17 protein-coding genes are annotated in these 19,343 nt (G+C 35.0%); all 17 read left to right on the forward strand.

The annotated features are described in order from the left end of the window. The first annotated feature begins 146 nt into the window (after positions 1-146). The 17 genes from V7014_RS11135 to dnaI all read left to right on the forward strand — a co-directional run bounded on the left by V7014_RS11135 (position 147) and on the right by dnaI (position 19,182). Positions 147-605, forward strand: a complete 459-nt coding sequence (locus V7014_RS11135) for a DUF441 domain-containing protein (RefSeq protein WP_438824904.1) — start codon at positions 147-149, stop codon at positions 603-605. Positions 606-1,238: 633 nt separating this feature from the next. After that, on the forward strand, positions 1,239-2,354 hold the full coding sequence (gene citZ, locus V7014_RS11140; RefSeq protein ID WP_335507097.1) for a citrate synthase: 1,116 nt from the start codon (positions 1,239-1,241) through the stop codon (positions 2,352-2,354). Between the two features lie 120 nt (positions 2,355-2,474). Next, positions 2,475-3,746 carry an NADP-dependent isocitrate dehydrogenase gene (gene icd / locus V7014_RS11145; RefSeq protein ID WP_335507099.1) on the forward strand — a complete coding sequence of 424 codons (1,272 nt, stop codon included), beginning with the start codon at positions 2,475-2,477 and terminating at the stop codon, positions 3,744-3,746. Between the two features lie 276 nt (positions 3,747-4,022). After that, positions 4,023-4,955, forward strand: a complete 933-nt coding sequence (mdh, locus tag V7014_RS11150) for a malate dehydrogenase (RefSeq protein WP_335507101.1) — start codon at positions 4,023-4,025, stop codon at positions 4,953-4,955. Positions 4,956-5,073: 118 nt separating this feature from the next. Beyond that, a complete protein-coding gene (locus V7014_RS11155) occupies positions 5,074-5,550 on the forward strand; it encodes a MaoC/PaaZ C-terminal domain-containing protein (RefSeq protein WP_335507102.1) in 477 nt (158 codons plus the stop codon). A 327-nt stretch (positions 5,551-5,877) separates the two neighbouring features. Continuing rightward, positions 5,878-6,594, forward strand: coding sequence for a response regulator transcription factor (locus tag V7014_RS11160; RefSeq protein ID WP_335507104.1), 717 nt, complete (start codon positions 5,878-5,880; stop codon positions 6,592-6,594). Further along, positions 6,591-8,363 (forward strand): two-component system histidine kinase PnpS, encoded by a 1,773-nt coding sequence (gene pnpS / locus V7014_RS11165; protein ID WP_335507107.1) that lies wholly within the window; start codon positions 6,591-6,593, stop codon positions 8,361-8,363. Before V7014_RS11160 ends, pnpS begins: the two co-directional genes overlap by 4 nt. A gap of 326 nt (positions 8,364-8,689) precedes the next feature. Further along, positions 8,690-11,308 carry a DNA polymerase I gene (gene polA, locus V7014_RS11170; protein ID WP_335507130.1) on the forward strand — a complete coding sequence of 873 codons (2,619 nt, stop codon included), beginning with the start codon at positions 8,690-8,692 and terminating at the stop codon, positions 11,306-11,308. 23 nt (positions 11,309-11,331) lie between these two features. Continuing rightward, on the forward strand, positions 11,332-12,159 hold the full coding sequence (gene mutM, locus V7014_RS11175) for a DNA-formamidopyrimidine glycosylase (RefSeq protein WP_335507109.1): 828 nt from the start codon (positions 11,332-11,334) through the stop codon (positions 12,157-12,159). Positions 12,160-12,228: 69 nt separating this feature from the next. After that, the gene (ytaF, locus tag V7014_RS11180; protein ID WP_335507111.1) at positions 12,229-12,885 is read left to right on the forward strand and encodes a sporulation membrane protein YtaF; all 657 of its coding nucleotides are present in this window, start codon (positions 12,229-12,231) and stop codon (positions 12,883-12,885) included. A 30-nt stretch (positions 12,886-12,915) separates the two neighbouring features. Beyond that, a complete protein-coding gene (gene coaE, locus V7014_RS11185) occupies positions 12,916-13,521 on the forward strand; it encodes a dephospho-CoA kinase (protein WP_335507112.1) in 606 nt (201 codons plus the stop codon). Between the two features lie 235 nt (positions 13,522-13,756). After that, on the forward strand, positions 13,757-14,788 hold the full coding sequence (locus V7014_RS11190; protein ID WP_335507114.1) for a glyceraldehyde-3-phosphate dehydrogenase: 1,032 nt from the start codon (positions 13,757-13,759) through the stop codon (positions 14,786-14,788). Between the two features lie 339 nt (positions 14,789-15,127). Further along, positions 15,128-15,502, forward strand: coding sequence for an adenosylmethionine decarboxylase (gene speD / locus V7014_RS11195; RefSeq protein ID WP_335507116.1), 375 nt, complete (start codon positions 15,128-15,130; stop codon positions 15,500-15,502). A gap of 274 nt (positions 15,503-15,776) precedes the next feature. After that, positions 15,777-16,169 carry a hypothetical protein gene (locus V7014_RS11200; protein WP_335507118.1) on the forward strand — a complete coding sequence of 131 codons (393 nt, stop codon included), beginning with the start codon at positions 15,777-15,779 and terminating at the stop codon, positions 16,167-16,169. A 135-nt stretch (positions 16,170-16,304) separates the two neighbouring features. Further along, positions 16,305-16,763: a transcriptional regulator NrdR gene (gene nrdR / locus V7014_RS11205; protein WP_205060189.1), complete on the forward strand. Its 459-nt coding sequence runs from the start codon at positions 16,305-16,307 to the stop codon at positions 16,761-16,763. 74 nt (positions 16,764-16,837) lie between these two features. Beyond that, on the forward strand, positions 16,838-18,244 hold the full coding sequence (locus V7014_RS11210) for a replication initiation and membrane attachment family protein (RefSeq protein WP_335507121.1): 1,407 nt from the start codon (positions 16,838-16,840) through the stop codon (positions 18,242-18,244). 5 nt (positions 18,245-18,249) lie between these two features. After that, on the forward strand, positions 18,250-19,182 hold the full coding sequence (gene dnaI / locus V7014_RS11215; RefSeq protein WP_335507126.1) for a primosomal protein DnaI: 933 nt from the start codon (positions 18,250-18,252) through the stop codon (positions 19,180-19,182). Positions 19,183-19,343 lie beyond the last annotated feature (161 nt).

Here is a 19,343-nt window from a genome sequence, read left to right on the forward strand (position 1 = left end):
CGAAGACGTTTAAGTGGGAAATTAAGCACCAGATAGAACCCAATTAAAGTTTCACTTTATAAAATGAATTTTGGAAAGTTTACATGAAATGAGATTATTTACTCATATAATAGTATGTATTGTAATTCGAGAAAAGGATGATAGTTTTGACATCTTCGTTGTTATTTTTATTATTACTACTTGCCATAGGAATCATTGCGAAAAACAATTCATTGATAGTTGCGGTAGGATTTTTGCTTATAATAAAGTTTATGGGACTAGGCGATAAAATATTTCCTCTTTTACAAACTAAAGGAATAAATATCGGTGTTACTATTATTACAATTGCTGTCCTAGTTCCAATTGCTACAGGTGCGATTGGCTTTAAGGAATTAGGAGAGGCTTTAAAATCTCCTTACGCATGGATTGCATTAGCATCTGGGATTGCGGTGGCCGTTATTGCAAAAAATGGTGTTACACTTTTAGCATCTGATCCACATATTACAGTCGCGTTAGTATTTGGAACTGTACTTGCTGTAGCAGTATTCAATGGTGTTGCTGTGGGACCTTTGATAGGAGCTGGAATCGCTTATATAGCTATGAAATTTTTTGAATTATTTCAGTAAGACAGTGGATTGTATGATTTTACCGATAATTGTATAAAAATCATATTGTTATTATATAACAAAAATTTATTGTTATATTACAATTGTGTTTTAAAAAGCACTATCTCTTGTTGTTAAAGGAGGTAGTGCTTTATTTTTTGTTGAAATACCAGTCAGTATTTTAAAATTTCTAAAAAATAGATTAGAATATTTGATTAGTTGTCAATTATTTTGTTATAGTGTTTAAAAAGCATAAGTTTTTCGAAAAAAATATTAAATTTGAATATTTTAAGAGCTTTTGATTTTCAAAAACCTATTTTTTGTTTATAATGAAATTGAAAGCGGAATCTTTTTAACTGTTATTAATTTTTAGAATATTATTTCTTGTTGACGATAAGGTGAACTTTGGATGTGAATTGAACAATCGTTCAGTTACTATGTTTTTAAACATGAAAATTAGGGAAAGTCATTAGAAAATAGCATAATAACAAATTTGAAGAGGTTTCGTCATTTTATCTACTCAGGAGTTAAGCTTCTGAATATTTAGTACATATTGGACAGATTTGTTTATTCATTATCAGTCCATTATGTCATATTGACATATTTATTTTTTTATGGGTAAAAGGGGAATTAATAGAAAAGGAGAGATTCTGTATGACAGTAACGAGAGGGCTTGAGGGGATTGTTGCTACAACTTCATCAATTAGTTCAATTATTGACGATACACTAACATATGTTGGTTATAATATTGATGATTTAGCGGTTAATGCATCATTTGAGGAAGTAATCTATTTATTATGGCACCGTAGATTGCCAAATGAAGTAGAATTACAAGAATTGACACTTCAATTAGCTAGCAATATGGAGTTGCCTAAAGAAATATTAGAACATTTTAAAATGTATGATATCAAAAATGTACATCCAATGGCTGCTTTACGTTCGGCTATTTCTTTATTAGGTTTATATGATGAAGATGCCGAAGTTATGGAAACGTCTGCTAACTATCAAAAAGCAATTCGTCTTCAAGCGAAAATTCCAACTGTTGTTACAGCTTTTTCAAGAATCAGAAAAGGTTTAGAACCTGTTTCACCACGTAAGGATTTAAGTTTTGCTGCTAATTTCTTATATATGTTAAGTGGTAAAGAGCCATCCCCTATAGAGGTTGAGGCTTTTAATAAAGCTCTTGTTCTTCATGCGGATCACGAATTAAATGCATCGACTTTCACTGCACGCGTTTGTGTAGCTACTTTATCTGACGTATATTCAGGATTAACTGCTGCAATTGGAGCTTTAAAAGGACCTCTTCACGGTGGTGCTAATGAAGCTGTTATGAAAATGCTTACAGAAATCGGTTCAGTAGAAAATGTAGAATCTTATATTAAAAACAAATTAGCAAATAAAGAAAAAATTATGGGCTTTGGACATCGTGTATATAGAAATGGCGACCCACGTGCAAAACACTTAAAAGAAATGTCGAAAAAACTTACAGCCTTAACTGGTCAATCCGAGTATTACGACATGTCTGTAAAGGTTGAAGAGCTTGTTACATCTCAGAAGCCATTACCACCAAATGTTGATTTCTACTCAGCGTCAGTTTACCATAGCTTAGGTATTGATCATGATTTATTCACGCCTATTTTTGCTGTAAGTCGTACTTCAGGATGGTTAGCACATATTCTAGAACAATATGATAATAACCGTTTAATTCGTCCACGTGCGGAGTACACAGGTCCAGGAATGCAAACTTACGTACCAATTAAAGAAAGATAATCTATATTATTATCAATTAAATGTGTATAATAGTTTGTGAATTCTTAATTGTAAGAATGGTTAGGAGATAACATTATCGTAATCTCCTAACCTTCGATATAGCAAATTGGAGGGAATATGATGAGTCAGGGAGAAAAAATCACAGTTGAAAATGGTACGTTACAAGTACCGAATAATCCAGTTATTCCATTTATTGAGGGGGATGGAATCGGTCCAGATATTTGGACAGCAGCATCACGCGTACTAGATGCGGCAGTAGAAAAAGCATACAATGGAGAAAGAAAAATTGTATGGAAAGAAGTTCTTGCTGGTGAGAAAGCATTCAACCAAACTGGAGAATGGTTACCACAAGAAACATTAGATGTAATTAATGAATATTTAATAGCAATTAAAGGGCCTCTTACAACTCCAATCGGTGGTGGTATTCGTTCATTGAACGTTGCACTACGTCAGCAATTGGACTTATTCGTATGCTTACGCCCAGTACGTTATTTTGAAGGAGTACCATCACCAGTTAAACGTCCAGAGGACACTGATATGGTAATTTTCCGTGAGAATACTGAAGATATCTATGCTGGTATCGAATATGCACAAGGATCTGATGAGGTTAAGAAATTAATTAACTTCTTACAAACTGAATTTGGTGTAAACAAAATTCGTTTCCCTGAAACATCTGGTATCGGTATTAAACCAGTATCTAAGGAAGGTACTGAACGTCTTGTTCGTGCTGCATTAAACTATGCAATCAAAGAAGGTCGTAAGTCTCTTACTCTAGTTCATAAAGGTAATATTATGAAGTTCACTGAGGGTGCTTTCAAAAACTGGGGTTACGATGTTGCTGAGAAAGAATTTGGCGATAAAGTATTCACATGGGCACAATACGATCGTATTAAAGAAGAACAAGGTTCTGATGCAGCTAACAAAGCTCAAGCTGATGCAGAAGCTGCAGGAAAAATCATTGTAAAAGATTCTATTGCTGATATCTTCTTACAACAAATCCTAACTCGTCCAAAAGAGTTTGATGTAGTAGCTACAATGAACTTAAATGGTGACTATATTTCAGATGCACTTGCTGCACAAGTTGGTGGTATCGGTATCGCACCAGGAGCTAACATTAACTATGAAACTGGACATGCTATCTTTGAAGCAACTCACGGTACAGCACCTAAATATGCTGGCCTTGATAAAGTAAATCCATCATCAGTTCTTTTATCAGGTGTATTATTGCTTGAACACCTTGGATGGAATGAAGCTGCTAAACTAATTATTGAATCTGTGGAAGAAACAATTGCATCAAAAGTGGTAACATATGACTTTGCTCGTCTAATGGACGGTGCTACTGAAGTTAAATGTTCTGAATTTGGTGATGAGTTAATCAAAAATTTTAAATAAATCAATTGTTGAATTACATACGTAGTATGTAAAATATGTAAGTGATAATTTGAAGCCATCTCCTTTAGAAACGTATCAGAATTTCTATTTAGAGATGGCTTATGTTAACTTCAAAAGTTTTGAAGTGTTCAAACTTGATTTATCGTAATAAAGTCTCTAAAATTTAGTTGTAAAAAGGGATTAGAGAATGTATTCATAAGATTTTGAAAAAGAGATTTTATATTAATGATCTCTTTTTATCTATGTTCTACAGACATTAGGGGAGGAAGATTCAAAATGGCACGTAAAAAAGTTTCTGTAATTGGTGGAGGATTTACTGGAGCAACAACAGCATTTTTCTTAGCGCAAAAAGAACTTGCGGATGTAGTATTAGTTGATATTCAACCGATGGAAAATCCTACAAAAGGTAAGGCGTTAGATATGGCTGAAGCTGGTCCTGTACAAGGATTTGACGCTAATATCATTGGTACTTCTAACTATGAAGATACGAAGGATTCCGATATTGTTATTATTACTGCAGGTATCGCTCGTAAACCAGGTATGAGCCGCGATGATTTAGTTCAAACAAACCAAAAAGTAATGAAATCTGTTACGCAAGAAGTTGTGAAATATTCTCCTAACTGTACAATTATCGTATTAACAAATCCAGTTGATGCTATGACTTACACAGTATTCCAAGAATCAGGTTTCCCAAAACACCGTGTAATAGGTCAATCAGGTGTTCTTGATACAGCTCGTTTCCGTACATTTATTGCACAAGAATTAAAAATGTCTGTTAAAGATATTACAGGTTTTGTATTAGGTGGACATGGTGATGACATGGTACCGTTAGTAAGATATTCTTATGCTGGTGGTATTCCATTAGAAACATTAATCCCTAAAGAGCGTTTAGAGCAAATCGTTGATCGTACACGTAATGGTGGTGCTGAAATCGTTAACCTACTTGGTAATGGTAGTGCTTATTATGCTCCAGCTGCATCGCTTGTTGAAATGGCTGAAGCTATTCTTAAAGACCAACGTCGTGTTCTTCCGTCAATCGCTTATCTTGAAGGTGAATATGGTTTAAATGGTATTTATTTAGGTGTTCCAACAATTCTTGGAGCAAACGGTATTGAACAAATCATCGAATTAGAATTAACTGAAGATGAGAAAGTAGCACTTGCTAAATCTGCTGATTCAGTTAAAAAAGTTATGGAAGTATTAATTTAAGTAAGTATTTTATTTGTAGATTGCTATACAATAATAAATATACAATAGATAAAATCGGGGATTTATTCCCCGATTTTTTTTCAAAGCAACACAATAATTTCGGAGGTGGATTATTAGAATGGTGCTTGGTAAGAAAAGGAAACTAGGAAGAAAGATCGACGAAATTTCAGTTGGAGAAAAATTATCCTTAACAGAAAAAATCGAAGATAAGGATTTGCTATTGTATCTTGGATTAACGGGAGATGCTAACCCGCTATATGTCCAGCATGATTTCGCCTCCTTAACTGAATTCAAGAAGCCTATCGTACCTAACATCATGCTAACTGGAATTATTACTTCGGCTATAAATAAGCATATACCGGGACCAGGAAGTTATATAAAGCATGTTGATATTTCTTATATGCAACCGGTGTTCCATTATGAAACGATACAATTTATATTTGAAGTGACAGAAGTGAATCAAACAGAAGGGTATATTATTATTTCTGTACAAAGCTACAATGCTGAAGATGAGGCAGTTTTGGATGGCAGAGTGAAAGTTTGTCCTCCAAAAGCTATAAACAACACTGAGGATCAAGTATTAGAGAATTTTTAGAGAAAATAAGGTTCTATTTTCAAAAGCGACATATCTTTGCATTTTTGGTGTAGGGTGAGTCGTTTTTTTATTTGTATATTAGCGATTATTTATTGATCGTATACTTAATAAAAGAATACTGACGTTTTCACTATGACTGACTGCATTAAATATGTTGTCGAATGTGCATAATTCTATTAACATAATAAATAGGTATTCCAAATATCATACGATGTTTTTTTCAGTTATGTAAAATGGATAGGAATAGCATAGTAAGATAGGAATTACTCTTTGGAAAAGAGGGGTCTTTTCGTATGAGGGGTTAATATACACATTCAGGAGGCAATTATGTCAAAGAAGGTTTTAGTAGTAGATGATGAGCAATCGATTCTAACATTACTGCAGTATAATTTAGAACAAGCTGGTTTCGAGGTGATTACAGCCAGTGATGGAGAAGAAGCTATTGAAGTTGCCGAACAAGAAAAACCTAATCTTATTGTATTAGATTTGATGCTACCAAAGCTTGATGGAATTGAAGTGTGCAAATTATTAAGACAAAGAAAAATGAATGTACCTATTTTGATGTTAACAGCTAAAGATGATGAGTTAGATAAGATTCTTGGTCTTGAATTAGGTGCAGATGATTATATGACAAAGCCTTTTAGTCCAAGGGAAGTAATAGCTCGTATTAAAGCTATATTACGAAGAGCTACTATTCAACAGGAAGCTGTACAAGTTGGAGAGGATGAAGATGAAGCAATTAAGATTGTTGATTTGGTGATTTATCCTGAGAAGTACGAAACATATTTTCAAAATAAAAAGTTAGAGCTAACTCCGAAAGAATTCGAACTATTGCTTTATTTAGCGAAGAATAAAGGGAGAGTACATACGAGAGATCAACTATTAAGTTCAGTATGGAATTATGATTTTGCTGGAGATACACGAATTGTTGATGTACACATTAGTCATTTAAGGGAAAAAATCGAGCAAGACACAAGAAAACCAAAATATATAAAAACAATTAGAGGACTTGGCTACAAATTTGAGGAGCCAAAAGATGCATGATAAAATTTCGTTCTAAATTGTTGCTGGCAACTATATCATTAATCGCCTTCGCAATGTTTATTCTTGGTGTGTTCTTAGTACAGCTTTTCGAAAGCAATAATTATCAAAATTTCGAGAAGAATATACAAAAACAAGCAATTTTAATTGTAAAATATATAAAAGAAAACGGTGGCGTTTCGGATTTTTTAACTAATCCTGAAGCGAAAGCTAGTTTAGAGCTAGTGGATAAAAGTGTGACAATCGTATCCGAATCAAAAGAAATTAAGTATATCTCCAAGCAACCAAATGGAATATCACGAGAGCAGCATGCCTCTTTTATTTCGAATGCAATTAAAGACGATTTGAAAGGTCATGAAGAATTTGAAGGTAATGTTGAAGATTTCCATTACTTCTGGTATCCTGTTAAATCAAAAACAGGAAGTTTAGAAGGTTACGTTGTTATTACGAGTGGGCTTCAAGATATGAGAGAGTTAAGTAAGCAGTCATGGCTTCTCTTACTAGGGGTTATAGCATTGTCTCTTATGTTTATAAGCGTTGTTACTGGGAAGATTGCTACAAGATTTACTAAGCCAATTGAAGCAGCGACTAATACAGCAATAGAATTAGCAAAAGGCAATTTCCGAGCGAGAACGTATGAGAATCCTACTGATGAAACGAAAATGCTAAGTACTTCCATAAATATATTAGCACGTAATTTACAGGAAATGGAAATTTCTAGTGAAATGCAGCAAGACCGTTTATCAACCTTAATTGAGAATATTGGTAGTGGCGTTTTACTAATTGATAGTAAAGGTTATATTACGTTAATGAATAAAACATACAAACAATTATTCAATGTTTCCTCTTCTCATTTCTTATATCGTTTATATTATGAGGCGTTGCCTTATAAAGATATCATTCTTCTTATAGAAGAGATATTTATGACAGAGAAAAGCCTAAAAAAACAGATGTTTCTTTCTCTACAAATAGAGAGAAAACACTTTGAAGTGTATGGAGCTCCTATTATCGGTAATACCGATGAATGGAAAGGAATTGTTCTTGTTTTTCATGATATATCTGAGCTGAAGAAACTTGAACAAATGCGTAAAGATTTCGTGGCGAATGTCTCTCATGAATTACGTACACCAGTTACCTCCATTAAAGGATTCTCGGAAACTTTATTAGATGGCGACTTAAAAAATGAGAAAACCATTCGAGATTTCTTAACGATTATCCTGAATGAAAGTGATCGTTTACAAACGCTTATACAGGAGCTATTGGAGCTTTCCAAAATTGAGAAGTCGGAATTTAAGATTTCAATTACAAAATTGGATTTAAATAATTTATTATCTGAAACATGTTCAATTTTTGAACAAAAAGCTAGTAAAATAGGTATAGAATTTCACCTTGAAGAAGTAAAGCAGCCAGTTATAATCGAAGGAGATCCTTATCGTCTAAAACAAGTATTCATTAATCTTATTAGCAATGCCATTAACTATACACAGACTGGTGGAAAGGTAGATGTCATTGTTTCAGAAAATGATCGGTTTGCTTCTATTGAAGTGAAAGACACTGGAATAGGAATTGAACAGAATGAAATTCCGAGGATTTTTGAAAGATTTTACCGCGTTAACCGCGATCGTAGTCGTAATTCTGGCGGTACAGGTTTGGGGTTAGCCATCGTAAAACATTTGGTTGAAGCCCATAAAGGGCAGTTGCAAGTTATAAGTCAACCAGGTAAAGGGACATCTTTCATTGTAAAATTAAAGAAGCGAAGACGATTAACGTAATATGTGAGAAAAGTATGGATTATCTTAACATTATCTTAACATTATCTTAACATATGGTTTAAGCCTTCTTTACATTAATAACCTATAATTATTTATGAAGAACCCTTTATCCAAGGAGTTAATAGAAAAACAAGGACATGACCCCGTCCTTGTTTTTTGTTTTTGATTAATGAGGTGCGTTTGCTTTTGATAATACCGCTATTTTTCTTTGTATCATGTTCCGTGATAGAATAGAGAAACAGTGGTATTTTTCTATAGTTAAACTAAATTTGCTTTTACATAGAAGGATAGAATATAAGGAGGACAACTATTTGAAGAAAAAATTGATGTTAATCGATGGTAACAGCATTGCTTATCGAGCGTTTTTTGCTTTGCCTTTGTTGAACAATGATAAAGGTATACACACGAATGCGATTTATGGCTTTACGATGATGCTTGCGAAAATGATTGAAGAAGAGAAGCCGACGCATATGTTAGTAGCTTTCGATGCTGGAAAAACAACATTTAGACATGAAACGTTTAAAGAATATAAAGGAGGCCGTCAAAAAACGCCACCTGAGCTATCTGAGCAATTTCCTTTCATTCGTGAGTTGTTAGATGCATATGGGATCTGTCGATATGAATTACCTAATTATGAGGCAGATGATATTATTGGAACCCTTTCCTTAGAAGCGGAGAAAGCGGGCTTCGAAGTTAAAGTTATTTCTGGAGATAAAGATTTAACCCAGTTGTCTTCTGATCAAACAACAGTCAATATAACACGTAAAGGGATTACTGACATTGAAGAATATACACCTGCACATATTCAGGAAAAGTATGGTTTAACTCCATTACAGATTATTGATATGAAAGGGTTAATGGGCGATAGCTCAGATAATATTCCTGGAATTCCTGGAGTAGGCGAAAAGACGGCTTTAAAACTACTCCACCAATTTGGAAGTGTAGAAAAAGTATTAGATTCAATCGAAGAAATTAGTGGTAAGAAATTAAAAGAGAAGCTGGAAGAGCATAAAGATTTAGCACTTATTTCAAAACAATTAGCGACTATTACTAGGGAAGCACCAGTGGATGTGAAGCTAGAAGATATTTCGTATAACGGCTATGATGTGAATAAAGTAATGAACATTTATAAAGAATTAGGATTTCAGTCATTGTTGGGTAAGTTGGGCGATGTTGAAGGAACGGACGATCAAGCGAGCTATGAAGAGGTCTCTTTAACTGTTATAAGCGAAGTGACAGAAGACATTTTTGCCGATGATAATGCGTTCTATTTAGAAATGATTGAAGAGAATTATCAGCATGGGCAAATTGTCGGCTTTAGTATTAGTAATGAAACTGGCAATTACTTTATCGATACAGAAACAGCGTTGCAATCAACAATCTTTAAATCTTGGGCGGAAAATAAAGAAAGTAAAAAAGCTGTTTTTGATGCGAAAAGAACGATTGTTGCTCTTCATAAGCAAGGAATTGAATTAAAAGGAATCGATTTTGATTTACTTATAGTATCATATGTCTTAAATCCTGGCGATCATGGAATCGATGTTTCAGCCATTGCGCAAAAAGAATTAGGTACATCTTTACAATCTGATGAGTCTTTCTATGGAAAAGGTGCGAAGAAAGCTGTTCCAAATGTCGATGAATTATCAAAGCATTTAGCAAGTAAGGGTCAAGCAATCTATGCGCTGAAAGATAAAATGTTGAAAGAGTTAGAGGAGAATCAACAACTTGAGTTGTTTAAAGAATTAGAACTGCCGCTGTCATTGATTTTAGCGGAAATGGAAATGGATGGTGTGAAAGTAGAGAAAGCAACGCTTGAACAAATGAAAGAAGAGCTAGCTGCTAAGCTAGAAAATATAGAGCAAACAATTTATGATTTAGCGGGAGAAACATTCAATATCAATTCTCCAAAGCAATTAGGTGTCATCTTGTTTGAAAAATTACAATTGCCACCTGAAAAGAAAACGAAAACGGGTTACTCGACATCTGCTGATGTACTTGAAAAGCTTGCAAGCAAACACGAAATTATTGGACATATTCTTGAATATCGTCAATTAGGTAAGCTGCAATCTACTTATATCGAAGGCTTATTGAAAGTCGTTGATTCAGAAACAGGGAAAGTGCATACAAGATTTAATCAAGCATTAACTCAAACAGGTAGATTAAGTTCAACCGACCCTAACCTACAGAATATCCCTATTCGTCTGGAAGAAGGTAGAAAGATTAGACAGGCTTTTGTTCCTTCAGTAGAGGGTTGGTCGATTTTTGCAGCGGACTACTCGCAAATTGAATTGCGTGTGCTAGCGCATATTGCACAAGATTCAGGCTTGATCGAAGCATTCAAAGCGGATATGGATATTCATACAAAAACAGCAATGGATGTATTTGGTGTAAGTGCAGAAGAAGTAACTTCTAATATGAGAAGGCAAGCGAAAGCTGTTAACTTCGGTATTGTATATGGAATTAGTGATTATGGTTTATCGCAAAGTCTAGGTATTACAAGAAAAGAAGCGGCAAACTTTATTGAGCGTTATTTGAAGAGTTTCCCTGGTGTTCAAGACTTTATGACTGATATCGTAAGAGATGCGAAGGAAAAAGGTCATGTTTCTACCCTGCTTCATCGCAGACGCTACTTACCGGAAATCACAAGCCGCAACTTTAATTTGCGAAGCTTTGCTGAAAGAACAGCAATGAATACGCCAATTCAAGGAAGTGCAGCAGATATAATTAAGCTAGCGATGATTAATATGAGTGAGCGTTTAAAGAAAGAAAAGCTACAAACGCGCTTGCTTCTACAAGTACACGATGAATTAATCTTTGAAGCACCTGAAGAGGAACTTGAAATATTAAAGGTTATCGTTCCTGAAGAGATGGAGCATGCTATTGCTCTAGATGTGCCGTTGAAAGTAGATTATTCATACGGTCCTACTTGGTATCATGCGAAATAACAACAGCTAGGAGGACAAGTTTCATGCCAGAACTTCCAGAAGTTGAAACGTCTAGAAGAACATTAGAGCATTTAGTAATCGGTAAAGAAATAAAAGAGGTTACGGTTCATTGGCCCAAAATTATTAAGAAGCCCGTTGAACATGAGCAATTTTCCGATGCGCTTAAAGGGCAAATTATTGAAGCTGTAGGTAGACGAGGCAAATTCCTCCTGTTTTATTTAACAGATCTTGTCATGGTTTCGCATCTGCGTATGGAAGGGAAATACGGTCTTTTTCCGTCTGAGGAACCTGTAGAGAATCATACACATGTCATTTTTACATTCACTGATGGTACAGAGCTTCGATATAAAGATGTGCGAAAGTTTGGGACGATGCATTTATTTGCAAAAGGGGATGAATTAAATCAGTTACCACTAAAAAAACTCGGTCCTGAGCCACTTGATGATGAGTTTTCGGAAACTTATTTGAAAGCCGCTTTAGCTAAAACAACAAGAAAAATTAAGGCTGCTTTGTTAGATCAAACAATTGTTGTTGGAGTAGGAAATATTTATGTGGACGAAGTGTTATTTAGAGCACACATTCATCCCGAAAGAATCGCTTCGTCTCTAAATGATCAAGAACTTGAGGTATTGGTTAAGGAGATTAAAGCAACGTTAGGTGAAGCGATTAAGCAAGGTGGTAGTACCATTCGCTCTTATATTAATTCACAAGGGCAAATCGGAACGTTTCAAATTCAATTAATGGTTTATGGACGTAACGGTGAAGCTTGTAAAGAATGTGGAACGGATTTAGAGAAAATAAAAGTGGGCGGAAGAGGTACACATCTTTGTCCTACTTGTCAAAAGCTATAGCGGACGTGCAACAATAAAGAAGCTCCCTCCATATACTATCGTAATGATTGTAAGGAGGGAGTTTCTTTAATGAATAATATAATGGCACTTCTATTGCTAGCGTTTGCTGTCAGCCTTGATAGCTTTAGTGTCGGTTTCACGTATGGACTCCGAAAAATGAAAATACCTCTGGCATCCATTATCATCATCGCATGCTTGTCAGCCTTCACATTGTTGATTAGCATGTTTCTTGGTGAAGTGATGAGCAATCTTTTGTCCCCTACATTTGCTGCTAGAATTGGGGGAATGATATTAATTGGTCTTGGTATCTGGGTAACAATTCAAACGTTTCGTTCGCAAGATGATAGTAAACCAGAAATTGAAGTAGTGAAGGAAAAGATAGAAGAGAAAGTCATTGCGACATTTGAGATGAAATACTTTGGTATTGCAATTAATATTTTGAAGAAGCCTTTAGAAGCTGATATGGACCGTTCAGGAACGATTAATGGTAAAGAAGCTTTTTTATTAGGTTTTGCTTTATCTTTTGATTCTTTCGGTGCCGGGTTAGGCGCAGCTATGCTTGGATATAATCCGATTGTGTTAGCTTGCTGTATCGGAGTGATGAGTTCTTTATTCATCAAGACAGGTATGGCTTTTGGAAACAAGTTGTCTTATAGGATGTGGGTTAATAAGCTATCGGTTTTGCCTGGGATTTTACTCATTCTTATTGGTATATTAAAATGGTAGTATCCTAAATAAGAAAGGATTTCCATTAAGATGAGAAAAGTTATTGGTGTAACGGGTGGAATTGCCAGTGGAAAAAGTACAGTTAGTAAGATGATTGCTGATTTAGGATTCACAGTTGTTGATGCTGATCTAGCAGCAAGAAAAGTGGTAGAGTTAGGGGAAGCAGCCTATTTACCGTTAGAAGAAGCTTTTGGTAAGGAAATATTTAAAGAAGATTCCACTTTAAATCGTGAAAAATTAGGATCAATTATTTTTCATAATGAAGACAAAAGGTTACTGCTTAATAGCATCATGCATCCAGCTATTCGAAAATATATGGATGAGCAAAAGGAAGCAGCTTTCGAAAATGGTGAAGAGGTTGTGTTCATGGATATTCCTTTGTTATTTGAAGGTAAGTTAACGAAAACAGTTGATCAGTCTTTGTTAGTTTTTGTAGATGCTGACGTTCAATTGCAACGATTGATGGAACGTAATGGTTTATCTAAAGGTGAGGCTATGGCAAGAATTCAGTCACAAATGCCACTATCTGAGAAAAAATCACTTGCAGATGCGGTGATTGATAATAATGGAACGATTGAAGAGACAAAGAAACAGTTACTGGCTGTTTTAGATAAATGGAGCATCAAGTACTTATAAGATTTCAGGAAAGGCTTTAGGCCTTTCTTTTTTTATTCAAAAAAAAGTGCCCAATTCCCTTTAAAAAGGCACGATATTTCGTCCGGAAATAGTCAATTGGCGATAATTTTTATCTTAATAAATAAAACATTTGCGGAAATGAGCACATTTATCGTCACAATACCTCGATATTATGTTATACTAATAGCAATACGGCACATATAAAGTATAACATTAATTCGGGAGGGGCCGAAAAATGAAAGCAAGAGTTGCGATCAATGGGTTTGGAAGAATTGGGAGAATGGTTTTTAGAAAGATGATTTTGAATGAAACAGTGGATGTTGTTGCTATTAATGCTAGCTATCCTTCAGAAACGTTAGCGCATTTAATTAAATACGATACAACTCACGGTAGATTTCAAGGGGATGTAATTGCTGAAGAACAAGCTTTAGTAGTCAATGGAAAACGTGTTGAACTGTTAAGCAATCGTGATCCGAAACAATTACCTTGGAAAGAAATGAATGTTGATATTGTAATTGAGGCAACTGGTAAATTTAATTCCAAGGAAAAATCATCTATGCATATTGAAGCTGGTGCAAAGAAAGTCATTATAACTGCACCTGCTAAAAATGAAGATATAACTATTGTTATGGGTGTTAACCAAGACAATTTAAATATTGAAGAACATACTATTATTTCAAATGCATCATGTACTACAAATTGTTTAGCTCCTGTAGCGAAAGTCTTAAATGAGCAATTTGGTATAAAAAATGGTCTAATGACGACTGTTCATGCTTACACGAATGATCAAAATAATATTGATAATCCACATAAAGATTTAAGACGAGCTCGTGCTTGTGCACAAAGTATTATTCCAACAACGACAGGGGCTGCGAAAGCGTTATCACTGGTTTTACCAGAACTTAAAGGTAAATTGCATGGTATGAGCTTACGTGTTCCTACTGTTGATGTATCGTTAGTGGATTTAGTAGTGGATTTAGAACGTAATGTAACTGCGGAGGAAGTAAATGAAGCATTTCTAACGGCATCTCAAGGTGCTTTAAAAGGCATTATTGAGTACACAGAAGAGCCGTTAGTATCGGTAGATTTCACTACAAATTCATCATCTGCTATTATTGATGGTTTATCTACAATGGTTATTGGAGAAAACAAAGTGAAAGTCTTAGCTTGGTATGATAATGAATGGGGCTATTCTTGCCGTGTAGTAGATTTAACGAATTTAGTAGCTAAAGAATTATTACAGAAGAAACAAGTAGCTACACACTGATTTAACGATCTTTATTCGCAGAGGATGTCCTGTAACGGCAGGGGTATCCTCTTTTTGATTTGAAATATTATAGAGTCTAACCTACGATCTGCCTCATGGCCCTCTATAAGGATTGGTGATATTTTTTTGTAAATAAATGAAAATTTTTATTTTTTTCTAAATTTATTGAAATTTATTTCCAAAAGAAGTATACTATTTTTCGTGAACTTCTTTTAATGGGGTTCGTCTGGCTACTTAAAGGGTTAGGACCTCTTTGGACTAACTTTCCCCCGTGGTAGTTGTATGTTGTCTTTAACTTTTGTATTGAAAAATTTAAAATGTTAAAGGGGGAAATATGACATGGAAACTATGGGTAGACATGTGATATCAGAACTTTGGGGCTGTGATTTTAAAAAACTGAATAATCTGACTAAGATTGAACAAATTTTCGTTGAAGCGGCATTGAAATCAGGTGCGGAGGTTCGTGAAGTTGCTTTTCACAAATTTGCACCGCAAGGAGTTAGTGGTGTAGTCATTATTTCGGAATCCCATTTAACGATACACAGCTTTCCAGAACATGGATATGCGAGTATTGATGTGTATACGTGTGGCGAGTTAGATCCAAATGTGGCAGCTAATTATATTGCTGATGCTCTAGGCGCAAAAACACGAGAGAATATGGAATTACCTCGTGGGATGGGTCCAATCAAAGTCGATGAAGTAAATGCTTTATAATGACTAAATCTCCAGGAGGTGTGTTTACACACCTCTTTTTCTAATGGTCTTTTCCAATAGAAAGAAGAGCGTTGTTTTATTTATCCCGTTCAAACTGGCGCTAAGAATCCCACTTCAAAACAGAAAGTAAAAGCGAATACGTTTAAGTGGAAGATGAAGCACCAGTAAGAATCCGATTAAAGTTTCACTTTATGTATAGTAATTTTACAGACGCCTTTTGTTTTGTGTAAAATAATAATAACAACATTAGAATAGCAAACGAGGTTGATATGAGATGAGTTTTGTAAGTTCATTGCGAGAGCGTTACACTTTATATTGTGAAACAAGTGATAGTCATCATGATAAACATTTAAGAACACATTATTATAAGAGTTCAAAGCAACAGGCTATATCCCATGTGCAACAAATTATTCAACAGAACAATAATCTAACTATTGTTTCTATTTCAGAAGAACATGGAGAACTATGTGCATCTTTTCAGACGTCCATTAAAGGTTTTATTGTAGTTAGTATTATTCCGGTTACCCCTTTAGAAGTTGCAGTAGACTTGACTGTTTCAACAGACCAAAAGCGTTTAACAGGATCTAATCCAATTCTTAAGGAAATGGCTATGGAATTATATAAGCTATTTAATCAACAAATGAATTTAGCTAAACAAGCTGTGTAAATGCTATACGTTTAGAGGTAATCTTCACTTTTTCTATTGTACAAGCACGCTGTTTTATATAATATAAGGATACAATACAACTTCTGACAATGTAAGCAGACTATTGTCGTTGTTGAAAAATATGGAGTTGATACTATGAAATGCCCTAGTTGTCAACACAACGGAACGCGGGTTTTAGATTCTCGCCCTATTGATGAGGGGAGAGCGACAAGAAGAAGAAGAGAATGTGAGAAATGTGGCTTTCGTTTTACAACGTTTGAGAAAGTAGAAGTGAGCCCATTAATCGTAGTGAAAAAAGAAGGAACACGTGAAGAATTTTCAGGTGATAAAATCCTACGCGGTTTAATAAAGTCGTGTGAAAAACGACCGGTTTCGTTAAAAGAACTAGAAGATTTAACATTAGATGTAGAGAATGAATTAAGAAGTAGTGGCTACTCCGAAGTGAAAAGTGAGATAATAGGAGATATGGTCATGAATCGTTTAGCGAAGCTTGACGAAGTCTCATACGTTCGCTTTGCATCGGTTTACCGTCAATTTAAAGATATTAATGTGTTTATTGATGAATTGAAAGATTTGATTAATAAAGAGCGTTGAGGGCTGGTTTTTTGAGGCTCTCTTTTTTCTATGAATGATAACTTGTATTATCGAGTGAAAGGTTGGAACTTACAATGATGAATCATTGGCAACAGCTTCTTCCAGTTGATCAATACCGTGTAACGACAAAAGGTATACTTCGAGATTATGACCGGAAAATCATTGCGATGCTTTATCAACCTCTTATCGGTCCGTTAAGTATGAGTTTGTATTTCACGCTATGGAGTGAATTAGAAGCAAATAGACTTTGGGGAGAGGAAAGTAATCACTATTGTTTAATGAACACAATGTGCCTTCCTTTAAAGGAAATATATAATGCACGAAGCAAGTTGGAAGGTATTGGATTACTTAAAGTGTATAAGAAGCATGATCAACAGGAAGAAACAACATTTTTATATGAACTTATGGCTCCTTTAAATCCAGAGCAGTTTTTTACAGATGGTATGTTAAATATTTATTTGTATAAAAAAGTAGGAAAGGGACAATTCACGAAACTGAAACGTTTCTTTTCTGATGACACTTGGAATGAGGCAGAATATAAAGATACAACAAAATCTTTTACGGAAGTATTTTCTTCTCAATTAGATTCGCTTTATGTGCCTTCTGATGATGGGTATGAATTAGAGGTTGAACAAGGAAGTACTTTTGTTAGTGAAAACGAAGTACAAGATCTTGAAGGATTTGGTGATCGCTTTGATTTTGGATTGTTCTTTGCAGGAATGAAGTCGTCTCTTATTTCAGAGAGGGCTTTTACAACGGAAATCCAAACTGCGATTGCAAAATTAGCTTTTATTTATGGAATTAATCCAATTGTTATGCAATCCATCGTATTGCGGGCTGTTAATGTTGATAATGAAATAGATGTGGAGGAACTCCGTAAAGCTGCGCGAGATTGGTATCAAATTGAATATAATCAAGAGTATCCTTCTTTAGCGGAACAAGTGCAGCCTGCTAAGTATAAAAGCGATGTACGAAAGCCTCAATCAAAAGAAGAAGAAAGAATTCAACTTTTGGAGAGAATATCACCACGAGAGTTATTAATTCAACATGGTGGTGGAGGCGAGCCATCTAAGGCAGACTTGCAAATTGTTGAAGAAGTCATGATGAAGCAGAAACTGTCACCTGGAGTAATGAATGTCCTCTTGGAGTACGTCATGATTATGACAGATATGAAGCTTTCTAAAGCATATGTAGAGAAGATTGCAAGCCATTGGTCTAGAAAAAATGTGAAGACCGTTAAAGAAGCGATGGAATTAGCTAAAAATGAATATAAACAAGCGCAAAATAGAAACGCGAAAGGTAAGCCTTCCTATTCTAAAAAGGCTCAAAATCCTGTTCGGACTGAAATTGTGCCAGAGTGGTTAAAGAATAGTGAAGCCAATGAAACGGCGGAAGTGAAATCGGAAGAAGATGCCGATTTCGAATCGAAAAAGGCTCAATTGCAAGCGAAGCTAAAAGAAAAATATAAAAGAAAAGGGTGATCATAATGAGAAAAATTAACCAAGCTTTGTCAGGTCTCACCCGTACGAATGATTTTTCAAAAAGGTATGAAGCGATTAGGAAAGAAACATTGTCTCATCCTGACATTCAAGAGTTCTTAAACCGCAATAGTTCATTGATCGATGAAGAAATAATAGAAAAGAGCTTAATGAAATTTTATGACTATACTACGCAACAGAAAGACTGTTCACATTGCCCTTCTTTAGAGGAATGTAAAAATACAGTAAAAGGTTATACTGCGCATATGAAGATACAAGGAAAAGCGGTTGAGTTGTTCTACGAACCATGCGCGAGCAAGAAGAAAGTAGATGAGCGTCGACACCGTGAGAATTTAATTCAAAGCTTATACATTCCGAAAGACATCCTTTCTGCGACATTATTTGATATTGATATTAACAGTGCTGCTAAGGCGAAAGCAGTTGAAGTGGCGGACCGTTTTATCGATGATTATATGTCCGGTAAAAAACCAAAAGCGATGTATTTTTATGGCTCTTTTGGTGTGGGGAAAACCTATTTATTAGGAGCTATAGCTAATGATTTAGCGGATAAGAATATATCTAGTTTACTTGTATATGTCCCTGATTTTCTCCGTGAAATTAAATCAGCCATCGGGGACAACTCATTGAATGAAAAGCTTGAACTAGTAAAAAATGCCCCTGTTTTAATGTTAGATGATATTGGTGCTGAAACGATGACGAGCTGGACTCGTGATGAAGTATTAGGTCCGATCTTACAGCATAGGATGGCAGATCAATTGCCAACCTTCTTCACATCGAACTTTGACTTTTCCCAGCTGCAAAACCATTTAACATATTCTCAAAGAGGGGAAAAAGAAGAAGTGAAAGCTGCTCGTGTTATGGAACGTATTAAGACGTTAGCAGAGCCATATTTATTAGATGGAACAAACAGAAGGAAATAATGATGTAAAGAGCTTGTCTAGTAAGTCCGATTTTCTATTTTTGTTTTATTATGGGAAAGTAATCCTTTAGATTTTATAAGAAGATACATGGGTTTTATCAAGAGAAAGCGGCAAATAATAGGTGTTTTAAGATAACAGCCGAGTTTATATATTTTACGTAA

Source organism: Bacillus sp. JJ722, from assembly GCF_036963345.1.
In the GTDB taxonomy this organism is placed as follows: domain Bacteria; phylum Bacillota; class Bacilli; order Bacillales; family DSM-1321; genus Bacillus_AD.